This is a genomic window from Isoptericola sp. F-RaC21 (assembly GCF_038593535.1).
Classification (GTDB): Bacteria; Actinomycetota; Actinomycetes; order Actinomycetales; family Cellulomonadaceae; genus Isoptericola.
In genome coordinates this window covers 1,067,392-1,089,601 of the sequence record NZ_JBCFYX010000001.1, presented here as the reverse complement: position 1 = coordinate 1,089,601, position 22,210 = coordinate 1,067,392, and the positions used below count along the sequence as shown (strand labels likewise).

Genomic DNA, 22,210 nt, shown 5'->3' with positions numbered 1-22,210 from the left:
ATGTCGACGACGTCGACAGTGTCGACAGAAGGGACCGACGTGTCCGATACCGAACCCGGCACCATCGTGCTCTACGTGGTGCTCATCATCCTGGCGATCGTGCTGATCGTCGCGCTCGTCAAGGCCGTGCGCATCGTGCCGCAGGCGACGGCGCTGATCGTCGAGCGGCTCGGTCGCTACAACAAGACGTTCGAGCCCGGGCTGCACCTGCTGGTGCCGTTCGTCGACCGCATCCGCGCCGGCGTGGACCTGCGCGAGCAGGTCGTGTCCTTCCCGCCGCAGCCCGTGATCACGAGCGACAACCTCGTGGTGAGCATCGACACCGTCATCTACTTCCAGGTGACGGAGCCGAAGTCCGCGGTCTACGAGATCGCGAACTACATCACCGGTATCGAGCAGCTCACGGTGACCACGCTGCGCAACGTCGTCGGCTCGATGGACCTCGAGCAGACGCTGACCAGCCGTGACCAGATCAACGGCCAGCTGCGCGGCGTGCTCGACGAGGCGACCGGCCGCTGGGGCGTGCGCGTCAACCGCGTCGAGCTGAAGTCGATCGAGCCGCCGGCCTCCGTGCAGGGCGCGATGGAGCAGCAGATGCGCGCCGAGCGCGACCGCCGCGCCACGATCCTCACGGCGGAGGGTGTCAAGCAGTCGCAGATCCTCACCGCCGAGGGTGAGAAGCAGTCCCAGATCCTGCGGGCCGAGGGTGACGCCCAGGCGAAGATCCTCCAGGCCGAGGGTGAGGCGCGCGCCATCCTCCAGGTGTTCGGCGCGATCCACGAGGGCGACGCGGACCCCAAGCTGCTCGCCTACCAGTACCTGCAGATGCTCCCGGAGATCGCGAACGGCAACGCCTCGAAGCTGTGGGTCGTGCCCACGGAGTTCACGGCGGCGCTGGGCTCGATCGCCAAGGGCTTCGGCGGCACCCCCGGCACCCCCGGCATCCCGACCCCGCCGTCCGACGACGAGGGTCCGGCCGGTCCCCGGCCGCGGCCCTCGACGCTGGGCGCGTCGGCCCTCGAGGACGCGGGCGAGGCGCTCGCGGAGGCGCGGCGCCAGGCCGAGGCCGCCACGGCGGACGCCACGAGCGCGGGCACGCGGTCGGGCGCGCCGTTCGACCCGTCGGCCGAGCGCGGCCAGCGGCCGTCCGGCGGTCCGACGGCGCCGCCGTCGCCGGGGGCGCAGCCGCGGCCTCTCGGCGGTGAGCCGGAGAGCCCGGAGGAGCCGCAGCAGCAGTAGCCGCAGTGCCGCCGCGCCGCCACGGCGCGACGGAGCAGTTCGGCCGGAGGGCCGTCACCCCGCGGGGTGGCGGCCCTCTCGTCGTGCCCGGTCGATCGCGCGCCGGGGGCGGCGCGCAGATTGCGGAGTGAGTGCTCACTCATTTATCGTGTGCGGGTGATCGCCTCCTCGGGCACGAACCGTCGTGCCGCTCCGCTCGCGCCGGACGACCGCCGCTCGGCGATCGTCGACGCCGTCCTCCCGCTCGTCGGAGAGTTCGGCCTCGAGGTGACGAGCCGGGAGCTCGCCGACGCGGCAGGCATCGCCGAGGGCACACTGTTCCGGGCGTTCGGCGACAAGCTCACCCTGATCGGCGCGGTCGCGGTGGAAGGGCTGCACCGCGCGTCCGGCCCGGTCGAGACCCGCGCGGAGCTCGCGGCGATCGACCGTGAGGCGCCCCTCGAGGAGCGGCTCGAGCGGGTCATCGAGCTCGGCCGCCGCCGGATGACCGACGTCATGCGCTGGATGGGCGTGCTGCGCGCGCTGCACCACCGCACCGGCGCGCGCGACCAGGTCGAGCCCGAGCACGTGCAGGACTTCCGCGCCCAGCTGGCGAAGCAGCGCGAGCAGCAGCGGGAGGCCACCGTCGCGGGGCTGATCGGCGTGCTGCAGCCCGACGAGCACCGGCTCCGCATGCCGATCGAGGTCGCGGTGGCCCTGGTCGAGGCGAGCATCGCCGGCACCCACGCCCGGGTCGACCACCTGCTGCCGGCCCCCTCGCCCCGGGTCGTCGCCGATGCGCTCGTGCACGGCATCGCGGACGATCGAGGAGAAAAACCCGTGCCCGAGCCCACCGCGGCGAAGAACACTGCGTCCGAGAATTCCCCCGGGACGGCGACGCCCCGAACCTCCCACCCCCAGGAGCCCTGATGCTCGTCTCCCTGGCGCGGAGCTATCTGCGCCCGTACGCCGGCGCCGTCGGCCTGCTGCTGGTGCTCCAGCTGCTCGCCACGCTCGCCTCCCTCTACCTGCCGTCCCTCAACGCCGACATCGTCGACAACGGCGTGACCACCGGCGACACGGCCTACATCATGCGCGTGGGCGGCTGGATGCTCGTGGTGAGCCTCGTCCAGGTCGCGTGCGCGATCGGTGCGGTGTTCCTGGGGGCCCGGGCCGCGACCTCGCTGGGCCGCGACGTGCGTCGCGACCTGTTCGACTCGGTGCAGGGCTTCTCCGCCCGCGAGCTCGGCCAGTTCGGGGCGCCCTCGCTCATCACCCGCACGACCAACGACGTGCAGCAGGTGATGATGGTCGTGCTCATGACCTTCACCATCATGGTGATGGCGCCGATCATGCTGGTCGGCGGCGTGATCATGGCGCTCCAGGAGGACGTCGAGCTCTCCGGGCTGCTGCTGGTCGTGGTGCCGGTGCTCGGCATCGCCATGGGCCTGCTGATGTGGCGGATGGTGCCGTACTTCAAGGCGATGCAGAAGCGGATCGACGCGATCAACGGCGTGCTGCGCGAGCAGATCACCGGCCTGCGGGTGGTGCGGGCGTTCGTGCGCGAGAACCGCGAGCTCGAGCGGTTCGGGGTGACGAACGAGGCGCTGTACGACACGTCGCTGAACGCCGGCAAGCTCATGGCGCTGGCGTTCCCGATGGTCATGCTGATCATGAACGCCTCCAGCGTCGCCGTGCTGTGGTTCGGCGCGCAGCGCATCGACAACGGCCAGATGGAGGTGGGGGCGCTGATGGCGTTCCTCAGCTACATCATGTACATCCTTATGGCCGTCATGATGTCGACGATGATGGTGATGATGGTGCCGCGCGCCTCCGTCGCCGCGGGCCGCATCACCGACGTCCTGCAGACCGAGACCTCGGTCACGGAGCCCGCGGCCCCCGTGTCCCTCACCTCGCTCGCCGACGGCGAGGGCCCGCGCGGCGAGGTCACGTTCGAGGGCGTCGAGTTCCGGTACCCCGGCGCCGACGAGCCCGTGCTGCACGACCTGACCTTCACCGCCTCGCCCGGCCGGGTGACCGCGATCATCGGCTCGACCGGTGCGGGCAAGACGACGCTGCTCAACCTCGTGCCGCGGCTCTTCGACGTCACCGACGGGCGCGTGCTCCTGGACGGCGTCGACGTGCGCGACCTGACGACCGCGGACCTCGGCTCGCAGCTCGGCCTGGTGCCGCAGAAGGCGTTCCTGTTCAGCGGCACGATCGCGGACAACCTGCGCTACGGCAAGGCCGACGCCACCGAGGACGAGATGTGGGCCGCGCTGGAGATCGCGCAGGCGCGCGACTTCGTCGAGGCGCTCCCCGAGGGGCTCGAGGCGCCGGTGGCGCAGGGCGGCACCACGTTCTCGGGCGGGCAGCGCCAGCGGCTCGCCATCGCGCGCGCCGTGGTCCGGCGGCCGCGGGTGTACCTGTTCGACGACTCGTTCTCGGCTCTCGACTACAGCACGGACGCGCGGCTGCGCGCCGCGCTGCGGCCGCGCACGCAGGACGCCACCGTCCTGGTCGTCGCCCAGCGGGTCGCGACCATCCGCGACGCGGACCAGATCCTCGTGCTGGACCACGGCCGCATCGTCGGGCGCGGCACGCACGCCGAGCTGCTGGCCGACAACGAGACCTACCAGGAGATCGTCTCCTCCCAGATGTCCCTCGAGGAGGCGGCATGAGCACGGAACGGAAGGCTCCGGCGGCACCGGCCGGCGGAGGGCGTCGGGGCGGCGGCGGGCACGGCCCGATGGGCGGGATGGCCCCGGGCGCGAAGCCGATGGACTTCACCGGCTCGCTCAAGCGGTTCGCGGGGGTGATGCGCCCGGAACGGGCGCGCGTCGTCCTGCTCACGCTGTGCGGCGTCGTCTCGGTGGCGCTCACCGTCGCCGGGCCGAAGATCCTCGGCGAGGCGACCAACGTCATCTTCGCCGGCGTGGTCGGCAAGACCCTGGGCGCGTCGGTGCCCGTGGGGACCCCGGTGGACCAGGTGGTCGCGGGGCTGCGGGCCTCCGGGGACACCACCCAGGCCGACATGCTCGCGTCGATGCAGGGCGTCGTCGTGGGGCAGGGCGTCGACTTCAGCCGGCTGTCCGAGATCCTCATGTGGGTGGTCGTCGTCTACCTGGGCGCGTTCCTCTTCGGGTGGCTGCAGGCGCGCATCATGACGATCGCCGTGCAGAACACGATGCGGCGCCTGCGCGACGATGTCGAGGCCAAGCTGCACCGCATCCCGCTGAGCTACGTCGACAAGCAGGCGAAGGGCGAGATCCTCTCGCGCGTCACCAACGACATCGACAACGTGGCGCAGTCCACCACCCAGACGCTCGCGCAGCTGGTCACCTCCGTGCTCACCGTCATCGGCGTGCTCGGGATGATGTTCTGGATCTCGTGGGTGCTGGCGCTCGTGGCCCTGGTGACGGTGCCGCTGTCGGTGGTCCTCACGATGCAGATCGCGAAGCGTTCGCAGCCGCAGTTCGTGGCGCAGTGGGCGGCCACCGGGCGGCTCAACGCGCACGTCGAGGAGATGTTCACCGGCCACTCGCTGGTCAAGGTGTACGGGCGCCAGGAGGCCGCCGCGGCGAAGTTCGGCACGGAGAACGAGGCGCTGTACGAGGCGTCCCGCAAGTCGCAGTTCATCTCCGGCACGATGCAGCCCTCGATGGGCTTCCTCGCGAACCTCAACTACGTCATCGTGGCCGTGATCGGCGGGCTGCGGGTCGCCTCGGGGCAGCTGTCGCTGGGCGACGTGCAGGCGTTCATCCAGTACTCGCGGCAGTTCACGCAGCCGCTCACGCAGATCGCGTCGATGATGAACCTGCTGCAGTCCGGCGTCGCGTCGGCCGAGCGCGTGTTCGAGCTGCTGGACGCCCCGGAGCAGGACCCGGACCCGGCGGACCCGCGCCGCCTGGAGCACGTGCGGGGCCGCGTCGCGTTCGAGGACGTCTCGTTCTCCTACGACCCCGAGACGCCGCTCATCGAGCATCTCGACCTCGTGGCGGAGCCGGGCCAGACGATCGCGATCGTCGGGCCGACGGGCGCCGGCAAGACGACGCTGGTCAACCTGCTCATGCGGTTCTACGAGGTGAACGAGGGGCGGATCACCCTCGACGGCGTGGACACCCGCGCGATGACCCGCGACGACCTGCGCTCCCGGATCGGCATGGTGCTGCAGGACACGTGGCTGTTCAAGGGCACCATCGAGGAGAACCTCCGGTACGGGGTGCGCGACGGCGCCACGGTGGGCGAGGCGGAGTTCCTCGCCGCCACCGAGGCCACGCACGTGGACCCGTTCGTCCGCACGCTGCCCGACGGGTACGCGACGGTGCTGGACGATGAGGCCACCGCCCTGTCGGCGGGGGAGAAGCAGCTGCTGACCATCGCCCGTGCGTTCCTCGCCGACCCGGAGATCCTCGTGCTCGACGAGGCGACGAGCTCGGTCGACACCCGCACCGAGGTGCTGGTGCAGCAGGCCATGAACGCGCTGCGCGCGAACCGCACGTCGTTCGTCATCGCGCACCGCCTGTCGACCATCCGTGACGCCGACGCCATCGTCGTCATGGAGCACGGACAGATCGTGGAGCAGGGCAACCACGACACGCTGCTCGCCGCCGGCGGGGCGTACGCGCGGCTCTACGAGTCGCAGTTCACCGCCCCGGCGGTGAACGAGGAGGACGTGGTCGCCGGGCCCGCCGGCGTCTGATCCGACACCGCCGCGCCGGCGTGCTCCCGCGGTCCGCGGAGCACGCCGGCACGCTCGTTCCCGGGGTGCTCCCGCGTCAGGGGAGCACGAGCATCCGGGCCGGCGGCGCCCCCTCGCGCTGCCAGTGGAACCGCGCCTCGCCGACGACCCGCCACCCGCGGTGCAGGTAGACCGCGTGGGCCACGCCGTCGCGGTCGTCGACGTCGAGCACGGGGGTGCGGTCCTGCGCGCGCAGGTGCGCCACCGCGACGTCGAGCAGCGCGCCGCCGATGCCGTGGCCCTGCGCCGCCGGCCCGACGAAGAGCACGGACACGCAGCCCAGCTCGGCGACGGGCCGGCCGGCGCCGGCGGACCAGATGGCCCCGTACCGGTCGTCGGGGACCGTCGTGACGCTGACGTGCCCGACGACCGCGCCGTCGACCTCGGCCACCCACGCGCGCTCCTCGTCGGGGCGGACCAGGAACTCCTCGACCGGGAACGGCAGCGGCCACCGGTGCGGGTAGCCGGAGGCCGGCTGCTGGGCGGCGAGGACGTCGGCGAGGGCGGGCAGGTCGTCGGCCGTGCGGTCGCGCAGGACGACGGTCGGCGCGGCGGTCCGGTCGTGGGTCACCCGGCGATCCTGGCACGCGGCCCCGACAGCCTGCTGTCGGGGCCGCAGGCTGGCGGCGCTCGCGGGCCTGCGTCGTCACGTCACGCGGAGACGCTGAGCGTGGCACCGACGGTCGCGGGGTCGGCGAGCGCGGCGGCGTGCACTCGGGCGAGCTGGGCGCGGGAGACCTTCAGACCGCGCCGGGTGCCGTCGGTGGTGACGTGCGCGGGCGCGTCGTCGGGGGCGTCGGTGAGCGAGACGGGACGCACGAGGGTCCAGTCGAGCCCGCTGGCGCGCGCCACCTCCTCCTGGCGCCCCGAGTCGGTGAACTGGCGGCCGATGACGAACCGGAACACCAGCTTCCAGGTGAGGTCGAGGTGGGCCCACGAGTCCCCGAGGCCGTAGGTGCTCTGCACGAGCAGCCGGCGGACGCCGGTCTCGCGCATCGCCGCCGCGACGTGCGCCGTGCCGCGCGAGCGGACGTCCGGGGCGGTGCTCGACCGGCGCAGCCACTGCACGGCGAGCGGGTTGTCCGAGATGCCGAGCGTGACGACGACGGCGTCCTGCCCCGCGACGGCCTTGGCCACCGCCTCGGGGTCGAGGGCGTCGCCGTCGACGGGCCGTACGCTTCCCGGCTGTCCGTCGAGACCCGGGTCGGGCGCGGCGAACGCGGCGCTCGCCGTCCGGCCGAACGCGGTCACGCGGTGGCCCGCGGCCACGAGCTCGCGGGTGACGGCGAGGCCGCTGCCCCGCGTCGCTCCGATCACCAGCACGTCCATGAGAGTCCTCCTCGTCGTGCCGGGGCCCGTGCGGTCCCGGCGTCTGGCTCCAGACTTCCGGCTGCCGATCGGACGAACCATGAGGGTCCGTCCGGAGATCTTGACCGTTCGTCCGGGTGGCCGGAGGATGGCGGGATGAGCGACGTCGCGACCGTCCTGCCCGTCCCCGGCGCCGGGCGACCCCAGGAAGATCCCTGGGCCGAGGTGCTGGGTGGGCTCGAGATGGACGCCGTCTTCTGCTCCACGGGGCGGTTCTCCGAGCCGTGGGGCATCGAGATGCCGGCGCTGCCGGGCGTCCTGATGTTCCACCTGCTGCTCGACGGCCGGGCCGTCGTCGAGGTCGAGGGCGGGCGGCACGACCTCGGGCCGGGCGACCTCGTGCTGGTGCCGCACGGTGCCGGGCACCGCATCACAGGGGCCGGCGACGACCCGGCCACGGGGTTGTGGGACGTCGACCGCACGGTCGTCGCCGACCGGTACGAGCGGCTGCGGATCGACGGCGGCGGGCGACCCGCCACCCTGGTGTGCGGGGCGGTCGGGTTCACGGACCCCGGCGTCGGCCGCCTCCTGGCGAGCCTGCCGGCCGTGCTGCGCGCGCCGGATGCCGTTGAGTCTGACGAGGACGGCGGCGCCGGGCCCGACGGCGGCTGGCTGCGCGCCGTCGTCGCCGCGATCGACCACGAGGTGCGACACCCGCGGCCGGGCACGGACGTCGTCACGGCCCGGCTGGCCGACGTGCTCCTCGTGCACGTGGTGCGCCGCTGGCTGGAGGCCGAGGAGCCGGCGTCGGGGTGGATCGCCGCCCTGCGTGATCCGGCGCTCGGGCCCGTGCTGCGCGCCGTGCACGCGGAACCGCGGCGTCCCTGGACGCTGGCGTCGCTCGCCGCCGTCGCGCGGCTGTCGCGGTCGGCGTTCGCCGAGCGGTTCGCCTGCACCGTCGGGGAGCCGCCCATGACGTACGTGGCCGGGGACGACGCGGCACGGCTGCTGCGCGAGCCCGACGCGAGCGTGGAGCGCGTGGCGCGGCAGGTCGGCTACGACTCCGTGCCCGGGTTCCACCGGGCGTTCGTGCGGCGGCACGGCGTGACGCCGGGGGCGTGGCGCGCCGCCGGCCCGGCGCGCACGCTGGCGGAGGTCCTCGAGCGCTGAGGCCGCCGGCCGCCGGGAAGGAGGCACGGGCGAGGCGGGGGAGAATGCTCCGGTGAGCATCCCCGAGCCCGGTGGCGTCGTCGACGGCGCCCGCGTCACCCGCGTCACCGATCCCGCCGACCGGCGCCTGCACGACTACACCGACCTCAAGGACGTGAAGCTGCGCGCCGTGCGCGAGCCCGCCGAGGGGCTGTACATGGCCGAGTCGTCGTCGGTGATCCGGCGCGCGCTCGAGGCGGGGCACACGCCCCGGTCGTTCCTCATGGCAGACAAGTGGCTCGACTCCATGGCCGACGTGCTCGCCGCCCACCCCGAGGCGCCGGTGTACGTGGGCGCGGACGACGTGGTGCAGCGCATCACCGGCTTCCACCTGCACCGCGGGGCGCTCGCGGCGATGCACCGGCCCGCGCTGCCCTCCGTGCGCGACCTGCTCGCCGGGGCCCGCGGTGGCGCGGGGGCGCGTCGCGTCGCCGTGCTGGAGGACATCGTCGACCACACGAACGTCGGCGCGATCTTCCGCAGCGCCGCGGCCCTCGGCGTCGACGCCGTGCTCGTCTCGCCGCGCTGCGCGGACCCGCTCTACCGCCGCTCGGTGCGCGTCTCGATGGGCACCGTCTTCCAGGTGCCGTGGACGCGGCTGGACTCGTGGCCGGGCGGCCTGCACGCGCTGCAGAACGACGGCTTCGCCGTCGCGGCGCTGGCCCTCTCCGACGACTCGGTCTCCCTCGACGAGCTGGTGGCCGACCCGCCCGAGCGGCTCGCGATGGTGCTGGGCACGGAGGGCGACGGGCTCTCGCGCGGTGCGGTCGCGGCGGCCGACGTCGTCGTGCGGATCCCGATGGCCGGGGGAGTGGACTCGCTCAACGTCGCCGCGGCGTCGGCCGTGGCGTTCTGGGCGACGCGCGCGTGAGGCCGTGACCCGAGTCACACGAGGAAATATGAAACACGGGGATGACGAAAAGCGCTGGTGAAGGTTAGCCTCACCTACGTGAGCCAGACCCTGGCGCCCGCGGCGCCCCCCGAGGTCGAGTCCCGTCCCGCCGTCGCGATGGCCGGGCGCGGCCTGCGCCTCTCGTACGACAAGCGCACGGTCGTCGACGGCGCGCAGATCGAGCTGCGCCCCGGCGCGGTGACGGCGCTGCTCGGGCCCAACGGCTCCGGGAAGTCGACGCTCCTGCGCTCGCTCGCGCGGCTGCACCGCCCCGACGCGGGGGCCGTCACGCTCGACGACGCGGCCGGTGGCGAGGGCGAGACCGACGCGCTCGCGCTGCACCCCAAGGACTTCGCCCGCCGCGTCACCCTGCTCTCCCAGAGCCACCCGACGCCCAGCGGAGTGACCGTCCGCGACGTCGTCGCCTACGGCCGGCACCCGTACCGCGGGCGCTTCCGCTCGGCGGACGCCGACGGGCCGCGCGCGATCGCCCACGCCATGGACGTCACCGGCGTGGCGGAGATGGCCGAGCGCGGCGTCGACGAGCTCTCCGGCGGCGAGCTGCAGCGCGTGTGGCTCGCGACCTGCCTCGCGCAGGACACGGGGGTGCTGCTCCTCGACGAGCCCACGACCTACCTCGACCTGCGCTACCAGGTGGAGCTGCTCGACCTGGTGCGCGACCTCGCCACCGAGCACGGCGTCGCCGTCGGCGTCGTCCTGCACGACCTCAACCAGGCCGCCGCCGTCGCGGACCACGTCGTGGTGCTGCACCGCGGCGAGGTACGGGCGTCCGGTCCCGCCGCCCGGGTGCTGACCAGCGAGCTGCTCACCGAGGTGTACGGCATCCGCGTCGACGTCACCACGCACCCGGACACCGGCCGCACCCGCTGCGACGCCGTCGGCAGGCACGACGCCCGCGCCTGACGCCCCGAACCCACCCTCTCGCCGGCGCGCCCGCCGCCCGGCTCCGTCGCGTCCGCCCCCGGGCGGCGCCCCGAACCGAAGGACACCCAGACCCATGCGCACCCCCACCCGCCCGCTGCTCGCCGGCGCCACCGCTGCCGTGGCCGCGCTCGCCCTCGCCGCGTGCGGCACCACCGAGGACCCGGCAGCCGAGGCGGCCCCTGAGACGGCGGCCGCGGGCGGCCCGGTCACGTACACCGACGAGCGCGGCGAGCACACGCTCGACGCCCCGGCCACCGAGGTCGTCTCGCTGGAGTGGGGGCTGACCGAGAACCTCGTGGCGCTCGGGGTGGAGCCGGTGGGGCAGGCCGAGGTCGAGGCGTACAACGCCTGGGACACGGTGGCGCCGATCGACGCTGGCACCCCCGACGTCGGGAGCCGGCAGGAGCCGAGCGTCGACGCGATCTCCGCCCTCGAGCCCGACCTGATCGTGACGACCACCGACGTCCCCGAGAACGTCATCGCCCAGTACGAGGAGATCGCGCCCGTGGTGGCGCTGCGTGGGTCCGACGGGTCGGACCCGCTCGGCTACATGCGCGACACCGTGACGACCCTCGGCGAGGTCACCGGCAAGCAGGACGAGGCCGCGCAGGCGCTGGCCGACTTCGACGCCAAGGTCACCGAGGCGACGGGCGCGATCGAGGACGCAGGGCTCGCCGGCGCCGAGTTCGTCATGGCGGACGGCCACGTCGGCGACGGCACCGTGTCGATTCGCATGTACGCGCCCGGCTCGTTCTTCGGCGCGCTCGGCGAGGAGATCGGCCTCAAGGACGCCTGGACCGAGGGCGGCGACCCCGACTACGGCCTCGCGACCACCGACGTCGAGGGCCTGACGAACCTCGGCGACGTCGAGTTCGTCTACGCCTCCAACAGCGCGCAGGCCGACCCGTTCGCGGAGGGCCTGAAGGGCAACAAGGTCTGGGAGCAGCTGCCGTTCGTGCAGGCCGGCGACGTGCACCGCATCCCTGACGGCATCTGGATGTTCGGCGGGCCCCTGTCGGGCGCGGCGTACATCGACGCGCTCGTCGACGCCCTCGCCTGACCGCACCCCGCATGTCGCTGACCGCCTCCCCGCCGTCCGCCGCCCCCGCCGCCTCGGGGCGGCGGGCGGCGCCCGCGCGCGTCGTCGGGGCCTTCGTCCTCGCCGCCGTCGCCGTCCTCGTCCTGTCGGCGGTGCACGTCACCCAGGGGACGGCGGACGTCGGACCCATGGACGTGCTGCGCGCCGCCGTCGGCGCCGACACCGACCAGACGGTCGCCGTCCTCGTCTCCTCCCGGCTGCCGCGCCTGCTCGCGGGGATCCTCGTGGGGGTGGCGCTCGGCGTCGCCGGCGCCGTCCTGCAGTCGGTCGCGCGCAACCCGCTCGCGTCCCCCGACACGCTCGCGGTCAACGCGGGCGCGTACGTGACGGTCGTCGCGGCGGCCGCGTTCGGCCTGACGGTGCCGTTCTACCTGCAGGGCGGGCTGGCATTCGTCGGCGGCCTGGCCGCGGCGGCGCTCGTGCTCGCCCTCGCCCGGGGCGGTGCGGACGGGCCCACCCGGCTCGTGCTGGCCGGCTCGGCGATCATGCTCGCGCTGCACTCGCTGACGATGGTGCTGCTCGTGCTCTTCGAGCAGGAGACGACCGGGCTGTTCGCGTGGGGCAGCGGCAGCACCGTGCAGTCGGGCACGCGGGCGGTGAGCCTCGCGACGCCGGTCGTGGTGGTGGGCGTCGCCGGCGCCCTGCTGCTCGCGCGGCGCCTGGACCTGCTGGGCCTCGGCGACGACGCGGCCCGCGTGCTCGGCATCGACGTGCGCCGCACCCGCGTGCTGTCCGTGCTGGTGGCGGTGCTGCTCGCGGCGATCGCCGTGACGGTGGCCGGGCCGATCGGCTTCGTCGGTCTGTCGGCCCCGGTGATCGCGCGGCTCGTCGGACGTCGCGTCCCGGGGCTGGGGCGCCACGCGCTGCTCCTGCCGTTCTCGGCGCTCGTGGGCGTGGTCGTCGTGCTCGGCTCCGACGTGCTGCTGCGGGCGGTCCTGCCCGGCCAGGCCTCGATCGCCGTCCCGACGGGCATCGTCACCTCGGTCCTCGGTGCCGTCATCCTCGTGTGGATGGCGCGCCGGCTGCGTGACGCCGGGGCCGCGGCCGGCGGTGCCCGGGGGAATCTCGGTCGCCCGCGGTCGCGTGCGCGCTTCGTCACGGTCGTCGTGCTCCTCGGGGCCGCGCTCGTGGCCGCCCTGGTCGCGGGGCTGCTGCTGGGCGACCGGATCGTGCTGCTGGGCGACGTGTCGAACTGGGCCCAGGGCCAGGCCGGCCGCCAGGTGAGCTTCGTGCTCGACCAGCGCGTGCCGCGCGTGCTCGCCGCCGTGCTCGCGGGGGCGGCGCTGGCCCTCGCGGGCACGATCGTGCAGGCGGTGTGCCGCAACCCGCTGGCCGAGCCCAGCCTGCTCGGCGTGACGTCGGGCGCGGGCCTCGGCGCGGTGCTCATGATCCTGCTCGTCCCCGGGGTGGGCATCTGGCCGATGTCGGCGGCGGCGGGCGCGTGCGCGCTCGGCGTCTTCGCCCTCGTGTACCTGCTGTCGTCGCGCGGCGGGCTCGCGTCCGAGCGCCTCGTGCTGGTGGGCATCGGCGCGCAGGCGGGCACGACGGCGCTCATCACCCTCGTCGTCCTCGTCATCGCCCCGTGGGACGTCAACCTCGCCCTGACGTGGCTGTCGGGGTCGACGTACGGGCGCAGCCTGGAGCAGCTCCTGCCCGTCGCCCTCGCGCTGCTCGTCATGGTGCCGCTGGCCGCGACCTACCGCCGCGAGCTCGACGTGCTGTCGCTCGACGAGGACACCCCGCGCGTGCTGGGCCTGCCCGTCGACCGCTCGCGGCTGGTGCTGCTGGGCGCGGCCGCGCTCACGACGGCCGCCGCTGTGTGCGCCGTCGGCGTCATCGGCTTCGTCGGGCTCGTCGCCCCGCACGCCGCCCGCGCGCTGGTCGGCGCCCGGCACGCGCGCGTGCTGCCGGTGGCGATCCTCGTCGGTGCCGTGCTGGTGTCCGCGGCCGACACGCTCGGCCGCGTCGTCATCGCGCCGGGCCAGATCCCCGCGGGGCTCGGCACGGCCCTGCTGGGGGCGCCGTACTTCGTGTACCTGCTGTGGCGCTCGCGGGGTCGCGGGACCGCCTGACGCCCGCCGCCTTTCGAGCGGCGCCGCGGCGAGGGACGATGACGGGATGGACGAGCACAGGGCCGCCCCGGTGGTGGTCGGCTACGACGCGTCGGAGCCTGCCGACGTCGCCCTCGCCTGGGCGGCGCGGGAGGCGCGCACGCGCGGCGCCGTGCTGCGCGTCGTCTACGTGCGCGATGCGCACGACACGGGCGTGGCCGCCCGACCGCACGGGGACGACCTGGGGGAGCGGGGCGACGGCGGCGCGTGGCCCGTCGTGGAGGAGGCTGCCGCCCGCGCCCGCGACGTCGCCCCCGGCGTCGACGTCGAGACGTACGTCGAGTACGCCTCGCCGTCCGCGGCGCTCGTCGGGGTGTCCGCGGACGCCGGCGCCCTCGTGCTCGGCGCCACGCGGCACGGCGGCCTGTACGAGGCGATCCGCGGCACCGTGGTGCTGCAGGTGACCGCGCACGCCCACTGCCCGGTGGTCGTCGTGCCCGCCGAGGGACCGCGCCAGGACCTGCCGCCCGACGCCCCGGTCGTCGTGGGGTACGACGGCTCCGAGCAGGCCGGGGTGGCCCTGGACGCCGCCGTCGACGCCGCGTGGGAGCTGGGCCGCGCGCTCCGGGTCGTGGTGGTGTGGCGCCCCGGTGTCGCCGAGTGGGTCTCCTCGCGCGGCCCCACCGAGCACGAGGCCCACGACGTGACGGAGGCCGACGCCGGTCCGGTGCTGCAGAAGGGCCTGGACCGGGTGGAGGAGCGGCTGCGCGGGCGCGGCGCGTCGGAGGGGGCGCTCGAGGTGGTCGGCCAGACGCGCGAGGGGCACGTGGTGCGGGTGCTCCACCGGGAGGCGGAGGGCGCCGAGCGACTGCTGCTGGGCACCCGCGGCCGCGGCGGGTTCGCGTCCATGCTGCTGGGGTCGGCGACGCACACCCTGGTGCGGACGGCGGCCTGCCCGGTCGTCGTGGTGCGCGCGCCCGGGGCGGTCGAGGCGACGGCGTGAGGGTGCGGAGCCCCGTGTGACGACGGTCACCCGGGGTTGCGGACCCGGGGCGAGGTGAGGTTAGGCTTACCACCGTGACCGAGACCGTCGAGGCGACCGAGCGCGCCGACCAGAACGCCGCGCAGGACGTCGCCCCCGCGCAGCCGTACCGCATGTTCGACGTCGTCGTCTCCCGGGTCACGCGGCTGTGTCCGTCGTTCATCCGCATCACGTTCACCGGCGACGACCTCGACCAGTTCGCCGACAACGGCAAGGACCAGCGGATCAAGTTCCTGCTCCCCGCGCCCTGCGGCGGCTGGGAGTACCTCGACCGGCAGAACCCCGACTGGTTCAGCACCTGGCGCGCGCTGCCCGAGGAGCGTCGTAACCCGCTGCGCACCTACACCGTGCGTGCCGTGCGGCAGGACCTGCGCGAGGTGGACGTCGACATCGTGCTGCACGGCGACACGGGCCCCGCGTCGCGCTGGGCCAACGGCGCGAAGCCGGGCGCCCCGCTCGTCATCATGGGCCCCAACGCGCAGTACACCGACGGGCCGCACGGCGGGCTCGAGTTCAACCCGCCCGCCCGGAGCCACGCCCTGCTGCTCGCCGGGGACGAGACCGCGGTCCCGGCGATCGCCGCGATCTGCGAGTCGCTGCCCGACGACGCCGTCGGCGAGGTCTTCCTCGAGGTGCCGCACCCCGAGGACCGCTGGACCCTCGCCGCGCCGGCCGGCGTGCGGATCTCCTGGCTGCCGCGCGAGGACCGCGAGCACGGCGAGGTGCTGGTGCCGGCCGTGAAGGACGCCGCGGACCGGCTGCTCGCCATGGGCGTGCGCCCGTCGGCCGACACCCCGGCGGCGCCCGAGCTGCTCGCCGCGGAGGCCGACCCCGCGGCGCTCACCGCCGCGGGCGTCGACCTGGAGGGCGAGCTGCCCGACGTCGACATCGACGCGGAGATCCTCTGGGAGGTCCCCGTCGACGCGGCCGGGCAGCCGCTCGCGCAGGACACCGTGCTCTACGCCTGGCTCGCCGGCGAGGCCGGCTCGATCAAGACGCTGCGCCGCTACCTCGTCTCGGAGAAGGGCGTGGACCGCAAGGCGGTCGCATTCATGGGCTACTGGCGCCGCGGCCGCGCGGAGTGCTGATCCGGAACCGGCCGGTCGCTCTCCTGTACGCCTGACCTCGCCCGTTCGTCCCGCCCGACGGCCGAGATCCGCATTGTCGATCGTGAATGTACGGATCGGCGTGCGCGGGTTCGTGCCGTGCGACGCGCAGACGCGCGGGAACGGTCCTTCTCCGGGGTCGATTCCGGCCAGGGCTCAGCATGTGGCTCGGGATGTGGCTCGGCATCTGGCTCGGTATCGCCGACCTGATCCTGATCGACCGCTCTGCCGTTTCCGATCCACCTTCCGGCGGGATGTCCGATAAGCGTTGAATTCTCAGTCCGCGAGACGTGAGATCTTGTCTCGCGAAGCGGACGATGTGCCGGGTCAATTGCGCGGCCGTGATATTTAGTGGGTGCGTTTCGGCTGTCATGCTCAAGGCCGAGCCGATGACCTCACAGAACTCCTCACGGCGGCGATCCGTCGCCGCCGACGAGCACGCCGTGCTCTGACCTGCAGCGAGAGGCCCTCACCACATGACGACGACCACGCCTGCCCCGGAGAACACCCGGGCGCGCAGCCAGGGGACCGCGGACCCCTCCGGCGCGGCCGCGGGACAGATCGCCCCGCCGCCCAAGATGCGGCGTCGCCCCGCGCTCATCGCGCTCTCCGTCGTGCTGGTGTGCGTGGGGGCGCTGGTGAGCGCCTTCGCGTTCCAGTCGATGTCGAACAGCCAGGAGGTGCTCACCGTCCGCGAGACTATCCACCGCGGGCAGGTCGTCGACGCCGACGACCTCGTCACCGTGCGGATCGGGGTGGACCCGGCGCTGCACGCGGTGCCGGCGAGCGACGCGGAGGCCGTCGTGGGCAAGTACGCCGCGCTCGACATCGCCGCCGGCGGCGTCCTCACCGCCGAGCAGGTGACCGACGCGGCCGTCCCGTCCGAGGGGAACTCCGTGGTGGGCGTGAGCGTCACCGCCGCGATGCTCCCCGCCGGCCAGGTGCGGTCGGGAGACGACGTGCGGATCGTGTCCACGGCCGTGGGCGGCGGGGATCCCGCGGACACCGAGGCCGTCGAGGGCGTCGTGGTCGGCGTCTCGACCGACACGGTCACCGGCAACACGCTGATCAACGTGCAGGTCGCCGCGAGCGACGCGCCGCAGGTCGCGGCGGCGTCGGCCGAGGGCAGCGCCGCGATCGTCGTCGACAGCCAGGAGTGACGGTCCGATGGCACTGATCGTCCTGACGTCCGCCAACGGGTCGCCGGGAGTGACCACCAGCGCGCTGGCGCTGGCGCTCTCCTGGCCCCGCCCCGTCGTCCTCGTGGACGCCGACCCCACCGGCGCGCGCGCCGTGCCCGCCGGCTACTTCGGCGGCGCCCAGATGCCCACCGACGCGACCGTCGTGGACCTGGCCGTCTCGCACCGGCACGGCACGCTCGCCGAGGACCTGCCGCGCGCGCTGATGAGCTTCCCCGACAGCCAGGTGCAGTACCTCGCCGGCGCCATGAACCACCAGCAGGCGCGCGCCCTCGACGAGCTGTGGGAGCCGCTGTCGGCGGTCTTCCGGTCGCTGGAGAACAACGGCCAGGACGTGATCGTCGACGCCGGCCGGCTGGGGCTCGTCGGTTCCCCGACCAAGCTCCTCACGCAGGCGGACCTGGCCCTGCTCACGACGCACAGCTCGCTGCCGGCGCTCGTCGCGGCGAGCTCGTGGGCGCAGAGCCTGCGCGACGCGTTCACCGGCGTGGGCGCGATCGAGAGCCTGGGCGCGCTCGTCGTCGGGCCGGGCAAGCCGTACGGCGCGGGCGAGGTCGCGAAGGTGCTGCAGGTGCCGGTCGTCGCGGGCCTCGCCTGGGACCCGCCGTCCGCCGAGGTGTACTCGCTGGGGGCCAAGCGCCCCAAGAAGTTCTCGTCCTCGGCCCTGAACAAGTCCGTGCGCGCCGCCGTGCAGAGCATCAGCTCGAGCGTGGCCCGCTCGCGCCAGCAGCTCGCCGTCGGCGCAGAGAGGGGTGCCCTGTGAGCACGCAGCCGCCCGACCCCAGCTCGCTGCCCATCTTCACCGCGTACGCGGCGACCGACGACGCCGAGCAGACCCGGGTGCGCCGGCCCGCGCACACCCTGGCCGGCCCGGTCGACGAGGCGACGACCCCGCGCGCGCCCGGCGCGGCCCCCGCCACCGCCGTGCACCACCCGCCGACCGTGCCCGTCGCGGCGGTGGCGCGGCGGGCCGCGCCCGCGGCGCCGCCGGCCTCGGTCCCGCCCCAGCGGCCGGCCGCGACGCCCGGTCACCCGGCGCCCTACGCGCCCCAGCGCGCGATGCCGCCGAGCGGCACGGGGCCCGCTCAGGTGCCGGCCCAGACGCCGACCCAGGTGACGGCCCCCGCGGCAGGGCGCGCCGACTTCCTCGACCAGCCCAAGGGCGTCGACTGGAAGCAGGTCGCGGAGTTCCGCGGCCTGGCCTCGACCCGGCTGGCCGAGCGCCTCGGCGAGGACCGCGGCAAGGACCTCGAGGCGGAGCGCGAGCTCGGCCGCGCGATCATCCAGGAGATCCTGGACGACGCGGCCGCGGACCTCCTGCACGACGGGCGTGCGGCGTGGAGCATCGAGCACCAGCGCGTGCTCGCGAGGGCGATCCACGACTCGCTGTTCGGCCTCGGCCGCCTCCAGCCCCTGGTCGACGCCGACGACGTCGAGAACATCATCATCAGCCCGCACGACAACGCCTGGGTCGAGAAGACCACGGGCGAGCTCGTGAAGGTGGACCCGGTCGCGGACTCCGACCAGGAGCTGCGCGAGAACCTCGCGTTCATCGCGACGCGCTCCGACTCGAACGCCCGCAGCTTCTCCCCGGCGAGCCCGCACCTGCACATGCGGCTCGACGACGGCTCCCGTCTGGCGGCCGCGTCGTGGGTCACGGCGAACACGTCCGTCGTCATCCGTCGGCACCGGATGCGCAAGGTCGAGCTCGACCGGCTGGTCGAGCTGGGGATGATGTCGCCCGTGCAGGCCTCGTTCCTGCGCGCCGCGGTCCGGGCGAAGAAGTCCATCGTCGTCGCGGGGCCGCAGGGCGCCGGCAAGACGACGATCGTGCGCGCGCTGTGCGCGGAGATCCCGCGCTACGAGCAGATCGGCACGTTCGAGACGGAGTTCGAGCTCCACCTGCACGAGCTGCCCGAGGTGCACGACGTGGTCCACGCCTGGGAGGCGCGTCCCGGCTCCGGCGAGATCGGTGCGGACGGCCGGCAGGCGGGCGAGTTCACGCTCGACGAGGCCATCTACAACTCGTTCCGGTTCAACCTGTCGCGGCAGATCGTCGGTGAGGTCCGCGGCAAGGAGGTCTGGGCGATGATCAAGGCCATGGAGTCGGGCGCCGGCTCCATCTCCACGACCCACGCCGCGAACGGCTCGGGCGCGATCCGCAAGCTCGTCACCTGTGCCATGGAGGCCGGGCCGCACGTCACGCGCGAGCTCGCGACGTCGAAGCTCGCCGAGACCGTCGACCTCGTCGTCCAGGTCGGGCTGCAGACCCGCCCCCTCGACGCGACGGGGACCCGGTGGCAGCGCGACCGCTGGGTGTCGGAGATCGTGCACATCGCCCCGGGCGAGGAGGCCGTCGGGTACGCCACGACGCACGTCTTCACGCCGAACCCGCAGGGCGGTCCCGCAGTGCCGGGCACCCTGCCGGAGGAGCTGCGCGACCTGGAGCGCTTCGGCTTCGACCTGACGTCCTACCTGGTCGAGGGCGCCCAGCAGGGGCAGGGGGACCTGCGATGACCGCCCTGCTGCCCGCCCTCGGCGGCGCGCTCCTCGTGGCGGGCGTGATCGGCTTCGTCGTGGGCTGGCGCCGGGTGCCGGTCGACGACGCGGTCCCGCGCCGGCGCCGGCTGGCCGCCAGGCTCGCCACCGTGGACCGGCAGACGAAGATCCTCGCGGCGGTCGGGCTGGTCGGCGGCATCGTGGTCTACGCGATCACGAACTGGGTCGTGGCCATCGTGCTCGGCCCGATCGCGGGCGTCGGGCTGCCGGTGCTGCTCAGCGCCGGCAACTCGGGCCAGATCATCCGCAAGCTCGAGGCGCTCGAGGAGTGGACCCGTAGCCTCGCGGGCGTGCTCACCGTGGGCGTCGGCCTGGAGGAGGCCATCCGCATGTCGCTGCGGTCGGCCCCCGACGAGATCCGACCCGAGGTGACCAACCTCGTGGCCCGGCTGCGCGCCCGGTGGGGCACCGTCGCGGCGCTGCGGGCCTTCGGCGACGAGCTCGACGACGCGACGGGCGACGTCGTGGCGGCCACGCTCATCCTCGGCGCGAGCCGCCGCGGGGCCGGGCTGGCGTCCGTCCTGGAGTCGCTGGCGCAGTCGGTGGCCGACGACGTGCGCGCGCGCCGCGAGATCGAGGCGGAGCGGGCCAAGCCCCGCGCCACCGCGCGCTGGGTCACGATCATCACCGCGGGTGTGCTCCTCGTGCTGGCATTCACCGGCGACTACATCGCCCCGTACTCCACGCCGATCGGGCAGCTCCTCATCACGGCCTACCTCGCCGCGTACGTCGGCCTGCTCGTGATGATGCGGCAGATGTCCAAGGGCGAGGCGCTGCCGCGGTTCATGGGCGAGCGCGCCCGCGAGGGGGCACGGTCATGACGACAGGGCTGCAGATCGCGCTGCTCGGCGGCGCGCTGGTGGGCCTCGGCATCGGGCTGCTCGTGTGGCGCCTGGCCCCGAGCCGCCCGGACGTCACCGACGTCGTGCGGCGCTACTCGCAGGAGGCGGCGAAGGAGCGCGCCACCATGCAGGCGGACCTCGTGGCGGGCGACCGCTACGAGCGCGTCGGCGTGTGGGCGATCAAGCGGTTCCCCGCGGCGGCCTGGGGCAGGACGCCGACCAAGGAGCTCGCGCTGCTGCGGATCCCGGTGCACCGGTACTACGGCAAGAAGGTGCTGTACGGCGTCGTCGGGCTGGTCATCCCGCCCGTGCTGACGCTGCTGCTGGCGGTCGCCGGCGGGCCCGCCCTGCCGTTCACGATCCCCACGGTCGCGTCGCTGGGGCTCGCCGTCGTGCTGTTCGTGTCGCCCGACATCGACGTGCGGACCGAGGCGAAGCACGCCCGCATCGACTTCGCACGCGCCCTGAGCGCCTACATCGACCTGGTCGCGCTCGAGCGGCTCTCCGGCGCCGGCTCCCGGCAGTCGATGGAGAGCGCCGCCGAGATCGGCGACTCCTGGGTGTTCCGACGCATCGGCGAGGAGCTGCAGCGCTCGCGCTGGAACGGCGTCGCCCCCTGGGACGCCCTGCAGCACCTGGCCGACGAGCTCGGCCTGCCGGAGCTGGACGACCTGGCCGACGTGATGCGCATGAGCGGCGAGGGCTCGCAGGTGTACGACAACCTGCGCGCCCGATCCGCGGCCATGCGCGCGGCCATGCTCAACGCGGAGCGGGGCAAGGCGAACGCCATGAGCGAGCGGATCAACATGCCCATGTCCCTGCTGGGCGTGGTGTTCATGGTCATCCTCGTGACGCCGGCCCTCCTCAACGTGATGGGAGGCATCTGACGCCCTCCTCCTCCACGTACCATCGACCACTCCCGTCCCGAAAAGGAACACCCATGCTTCAGCTCATCGCCACCCTGCACACCTTCGGCCTGAACGTCGCCGACCGCGCCCGCACCAAGCTCACCTCCGAGCCCGAGACCGGCTCCGAGACCATCGAGAAGGTGCTCTGGGCCGTCGCGGTCATCGCCATCGTCGGCATCGTGACGCTCGCCGTCACCAACTTCGTCCGCGACAAGGCCGGCGAGATCAAGTGATGCGCGGGCCCAGGCACGCGCGAGGACCTCGCGGGCTCGGCGCCCGCGGGGCGCGCGAGCGTGGGTCCTCGAGCATCGAGATGGTCTTCCTCCTGCCCGCCCTGTTCACGCTGATGTTCGCGGGGGTGCAGGCGGGGCTGTGGTACCAGGCCCGCACGGTCGCGTACGCGGCCGCGCAGGAGGGCGCGCGCGCGGCGGCCGCCGAGAACGGCACCGCCGGCGCGGGCGAGGTGGCCGCCACGGGCTACCTGGCGGACGTCGACAGCGGGGTGACCGGTGTGGGGGCCACCGGCTGGCGGTCGCCCACGCAGGCCAGCATCACCGTCCGGGTGCGCGCCCAGTCGATCGTGCCGCTGTGGAACCCGCAGATCTCGCAGACCGCGAGGCTGCCCGTCGAGAGGCTCACCGGATGAGCCGCCTGGTCCGTGCCCTGCGCCGCCGGTGCGAGGGCGAGCGGGGATCCGCGTCCATCGAGGCCGCGGTCGGCGTCCCCGCCTTCCTGCTGATCATGGGCCTGGTGTTCGCGGGCGGGCGCGTGGCGATCGCCGGGCAGTCCGTCGAGGCGGCGGCCACCGAGGCCGCGCGGTCCGCGTCGATCGCCCGGACCACCGGCGAGGCGCAGGGCGACGCCCTTGCGGCCGCGCGGCGCAGCCTCGACGAGAAGGGGCTCCAGTGCGCCCCGCGCGTCGACGTGGACACGAGCGACTTCGGGAGCGCCGTCGGCGTCACGTCGAGCGTCGCCGCGACGGTGACCTGCGACGTCGCCGTCGGCGACCTCGCCGTCCCCGGGCTGCCGGGAACGATCCGGATCACGAAGACGATGGAAAGCCCGATCGACACCTACCGGGAGCGCTGAGC

21 protein-coding genes are annotated in these 22,210 nt (G+C 74.1%); 19 read left to right on the top strand and 2 right to left on the bottom strand.

Annotated features, from left to right (window positions below):
- The first annotated feature begins 39 nt into the window (after positions 1–39).
- From AAG589_RS05075 to AAG589_RS05060, 4 genes are all read left to right on the top strand, one after another.
- Positions 40–1,239 (top strand): SPFH domain-containing protein, encoded by a 1,200-nt coding sequence (locus AAG589_RS05075; RefSeq protein ID WP_430566132.1) that lies wholly within the window; start codon positions 40–42, stop codon positions 1,237–1,239.
- Between the two features lie 156 nt (positions 1,240–1,395).
- On the top strand, positions 1,396–2,148 hold the full coding sequence (locus tag AAG589_RS05070) for a TetR/AcrR family transcriptional regulator (RefSeq protein ID WP_430566131.1): 753 nt from the start codon (positions 1,396–1,398) through the stop codon (positions 2,146–2,148).
- The gene (locus tag AAG589_RS05065) at positions 2,148–3,899 is read left to right on the top strand and encodes an ABC transporter ATP-binding protein (RefSeq protein ID WP_430566130.1); all 1,752 of its coding nucleotides are present in this window, start codon (positions 2,148–2,150) and stop codon (positions 3,897–3,899) included. Before AAG589_RS05070 ends, AAG589_RS05065 begins: the two co-directional genes overlap by 1 nt.
- Positions 3,896–5,920, top strand: coding sequence for an ABC transporter ATP-binding protein (locus AAG589_RS05060; RefSeq protein ID WP_430566129.1), 2,025 nt, complete (start codon positions 3,896–3,898; stop codon positions 5,918–5,920). The genes AAG589_RS05065 and AAG589_RS05060 overlap by 4 nt, the downstream gene beginning before the upstream one ends.
- A gap of 76 nt (positions 5,921–5,996) precedes the next feature.
- Here AAG589_RS05060 and AAG589_RS05055 read toward each other — a convergent pair whose 3' ends face one another.
- On the bottom strand, positions 5,997–6,530 hold the full coding sequence (locus AAG589_RS05055; RefSeq protein ID WP_430566128.1) for a GNAT family N-acetyltransferase: 534 nt from the start codon (positions 6,528–6,530) through the stop codon (positions 5,997–5,999).
- An 80-nt stretch (positions 6,531–6,610) separates the two neighbouring features.
- The gene (locus tag AAG589_RS05050; RefSeq protein WP_430566127.1) at positions 6,611–7,288 is read right to left on the bottom strand and encodes an NAD(P)-dependent oxidoreductase; all 678 of its coding nucleotides are present in this window, start codon (positions 7,286–7,288) and stop codon (positions 6,611–6,613) included.
- 135 nt (positions 7,289–7,423) lie between these two features.
- Between AAG589_RS05050 and AAG589_RS05045 the strand changes: the two genes are divergently transcribed.
- The 15 genes from AAG589_RS05045 (at position 7,424) to AAG589_RS04975 (ending at position 22,208) form a co-directional block, all read left to right on the top strand.
- Complete coding sequence (locus AAG589_RS05045) at positions 7,424–8,437, top strand: AraC family transcriptional regulator (protein WP_430566126.1); 1,014 nt, start codon at positions 7,424–7,426, stop codon at positions 8,435–8,437.
- Between the two features lie 52 nt (positions 8,438–8,489).
- Positions 8,490–9,347: a TrmH family RNA methyltransferase gene (locus AAG589_RS05040; protein ID WP_430566125.1), complete on the top strand. Its 858-nt coding sequence runs from the start codon at positions 8,490–8,492 to the stop codon at positions 9,345–9,347.
- Between the two features lie 138 nt (positions 9,348–9,485).
- Complete coding sequence (locus tag AAG589_RS05035) at positions 9,486–10,292, top strand: ABC transporter ATP-binding protein (protein WP_430566240.1); 807 nt, start codon at positions 9,486–9,488, stop codon at positions 10,290–10,292.
- Positions 10,293–10,386: 94 nt separating this feature from the next.
- Entirely contained in the window at positions 10,387–11,373 is a 987-nt protein-coding gene (locus AAG589_RS05030; RefSeq protein WP_430566124.1) for an iron-siderophore ABC transporter substrate-binding protein, read from the top strand.
- 11 nt (positions 11,374–11,384) lie between these two features.
- Positions 11,385–13,484 carry an iron ABC transporter permease gene (locus AAG589_RS05025; protein WP_430566123.1) on the top strand — a complete coding sequence of 700 codons (2,100 nt, stop codon included), beginning with the start codon at positions 11,385–11,387 and terminating at the stop codon, positions 13,482–13,484.
- Positions 13,485–13,530: 46 nt separating this feature from the next.
- The gene (locus AAG589_RS05020; RefSeq protein ID WP_430566122.1) at positions 13,531–14,466 is read left to right on the top strand and encodes a universal stress protein; all 936 of its coding nucleotides are present in this window, start codon (positions 13,531–13,533) and stop codon (positions 14,464–14,466) included.
- A 74-nt stretch (positions 14,467–14,540) separates the two neighbouring features.
- Positions 14,541–15,593: a siderophore-interacting protein gene (locus tag AAG589_RS05015; RefSeq protein ID WP_446719675.1), complete on the top strand. Its 1,053-nt coding sequence runs from the start codon at positions 14,541–14,543 to the stop codon at positions 15,591–15,593.
- 494 nt (positions 15,594–16,087) lie between these two features.
- Positions 16,088–16,771, top strand: coding sequence for an SAF domain-containing protein (locus AAG589_RS05010; protein ID WP_430566121.1), 684 nt, complete (start codon positions 16,088–16,090; stop codon positions 16,769–16,771).
- Positions 16,772–16,778: 7 nt separating this feature from the next.
- The gene (locus AAG589_RS05005; RefSeq protein WP_430566120.1) at positions 16,779–17,573 is read left to right on the top strand and encodes a hypothetical protein; all 795 of its coding nucleotides are present in this window, start codon (positions 16,779–16,781) and stop codon (positions 17,571–17,573) included.
- Positions 17,570–19,327 (top strand): CpaF family protein, encoded by a 1,758-nt coding sequence (locus tag AAG589_RS05000; protein WP_430566119.1) that lies wholly within the window; start codon positions 17,570–17,572, stop codon positions 19,325–19,327. Before AAG589_RS05005 ends, AAG589_RS05000 begins: the two co-directional genes overlap by 4 nt.
- Positions 19,324–20,190, top strand: coding sequence for a type II secretion system F family protein (locus tag AAG589_RS04995; protein WP_430566118.1), 867 nt, complete (start codon positions 19,324–19,326; stop codon positions 20,188–20,190). Before AAG589_RS05000 ends, AAG589_RS04995 begins: the two co-directional genes overlap by 4 nt.
- The gene (locus tag AAG589_RS04990; protein WP_430566117.1) at positions 20,187–21,098 is read left to right on the top strand and encodes a type II secretion system F family protein; all 912 of its coding nucleotides are present in this window, start codon (positions 20,187–20,189) and stop codon (positions 21,096–21,098) included. Before AAG589_RS04995 ends, AAG589_RS04990 begins: the two co-directional genes overlap by 4 nt.
- Before the next feature lie 53 nt (positions 21,099–21,151).
- Positions 21,152–21,352 (top strand): hypothetical protein, encoded by a 201-nt coding sequence (locus AAG589_RS04985; protein ID WP_430566116.1) that lies wholly within the window; start codon positions 21,152–21,154, stop codon positions 21,350–21,352.
- A gap of 80 nt (positions 21,353–21,432) precedes the next feature.
- The gene (locus AAG589_RS04980; protein WP_446719674.1) at positions 21,433–21,765 is read left to right on the top strand and encodes a TadE/TadG family type IV pilus assembly protein; all 333 of its coding nucleotides are present in this window, start codon (positions 21,433–21,435) and stop codon (positions 21,763–21,765) included.
- Positions 21,762–22,208: a TadE/TadG family type IV pilus assembly protein gene (locus tag AAG589_RS04975; RefSeq protein ID WP_430566114.1), complete on the top strand. Its 447-nt coding sequence runs from the start codon at positions 21,762–21,764 to the stop codon at positions 22,206–22,208. Before AAG589_RS04980 ends, AAG589_RS04975 begins: the two co-directional genes overlap by 4 nt.
- Positions 22,209–22,210 lie beyond the last annotated feature (2 nt).